Source organism: Aeromonas sp. 600774 (genome assembly GCF_049175075.1).
GTDB lineage: Bacteria > Pseudomonadota > Gammaproteobacteria > Enterobacterales > Aeromonadaceae > Aeromonas > Aeromonas veronii_A.
Map to the genome: position 1 here is coordinate 1 of NZ_JAAKUJ010000038.1, position 511 is coordinate 511.

General features: G+C 45.6%; 2 tRNA genes and 1 rRNA gene. All 3 read right to left on the bottom strand.

From position 1 onward, the window contains the following. Positions 1 to 204: 204 nt before the first annotated feature. Positions 205 to 280 (bottom strand) — tRNA-Ala (locus G5171_RS20285). A 16-nt stretch (positions 281 to 296) separates the two neighbouring features. Then, positions 297 to 373, bottom strand: a tRNA-Ile gene (locus tag G5171_RS20290). Between the two features lie 71 nt (positions 374 to 444). Next, a 16S ribosomal RNA gene (locus G5171_RS20295) occupies positions 445 to 511 on the bottom strand; the annotation flags it as partial.

Genomic DNA, 511 nt, shown 5'->3' on the forward strand with positions numbered 1-511 from the left:
CTTGTTGTCGTACAACAAGGACCAAATAAAATTTGGTTTTCGCCAAGAAGTTTCCAAAGCACTTGTAACAAATGTTTTAGAACTACTTTTTAAATCAGCTTTCCAGATTGTTAAAGAGCAAACTTCATAAAGAAGTCAAAGACATAGATTGAACATTTGGTTCAACTCATGGCTTTTGCTTCTCGCAAAATTCAGTACCGATTATGGTGGAGCTATGCGGGATCGAACCGCAGACCTCCTGCGTGCAAAGCAGGCGCTCTCCCAGCTGAGCTATAGCCCCATAATCGGGAACGAAGTGGTGGGTCTGAGTGGACTCGAACCACCGACCTCACCCTTATCAGGGGTGCGCTCTAACCACCTGAGCTACAGACCCACTTCGTGTACTGTCTCTAAACTTGAATCAAGGCAATCTGTGTGAACACTCAACAACACGACATCTTAAGGTAAGGAGGTGATCCAACCCCAGGTTCCCCTAGGGTTACCTTGTTACGACTTCACCCCAGTCATGAAT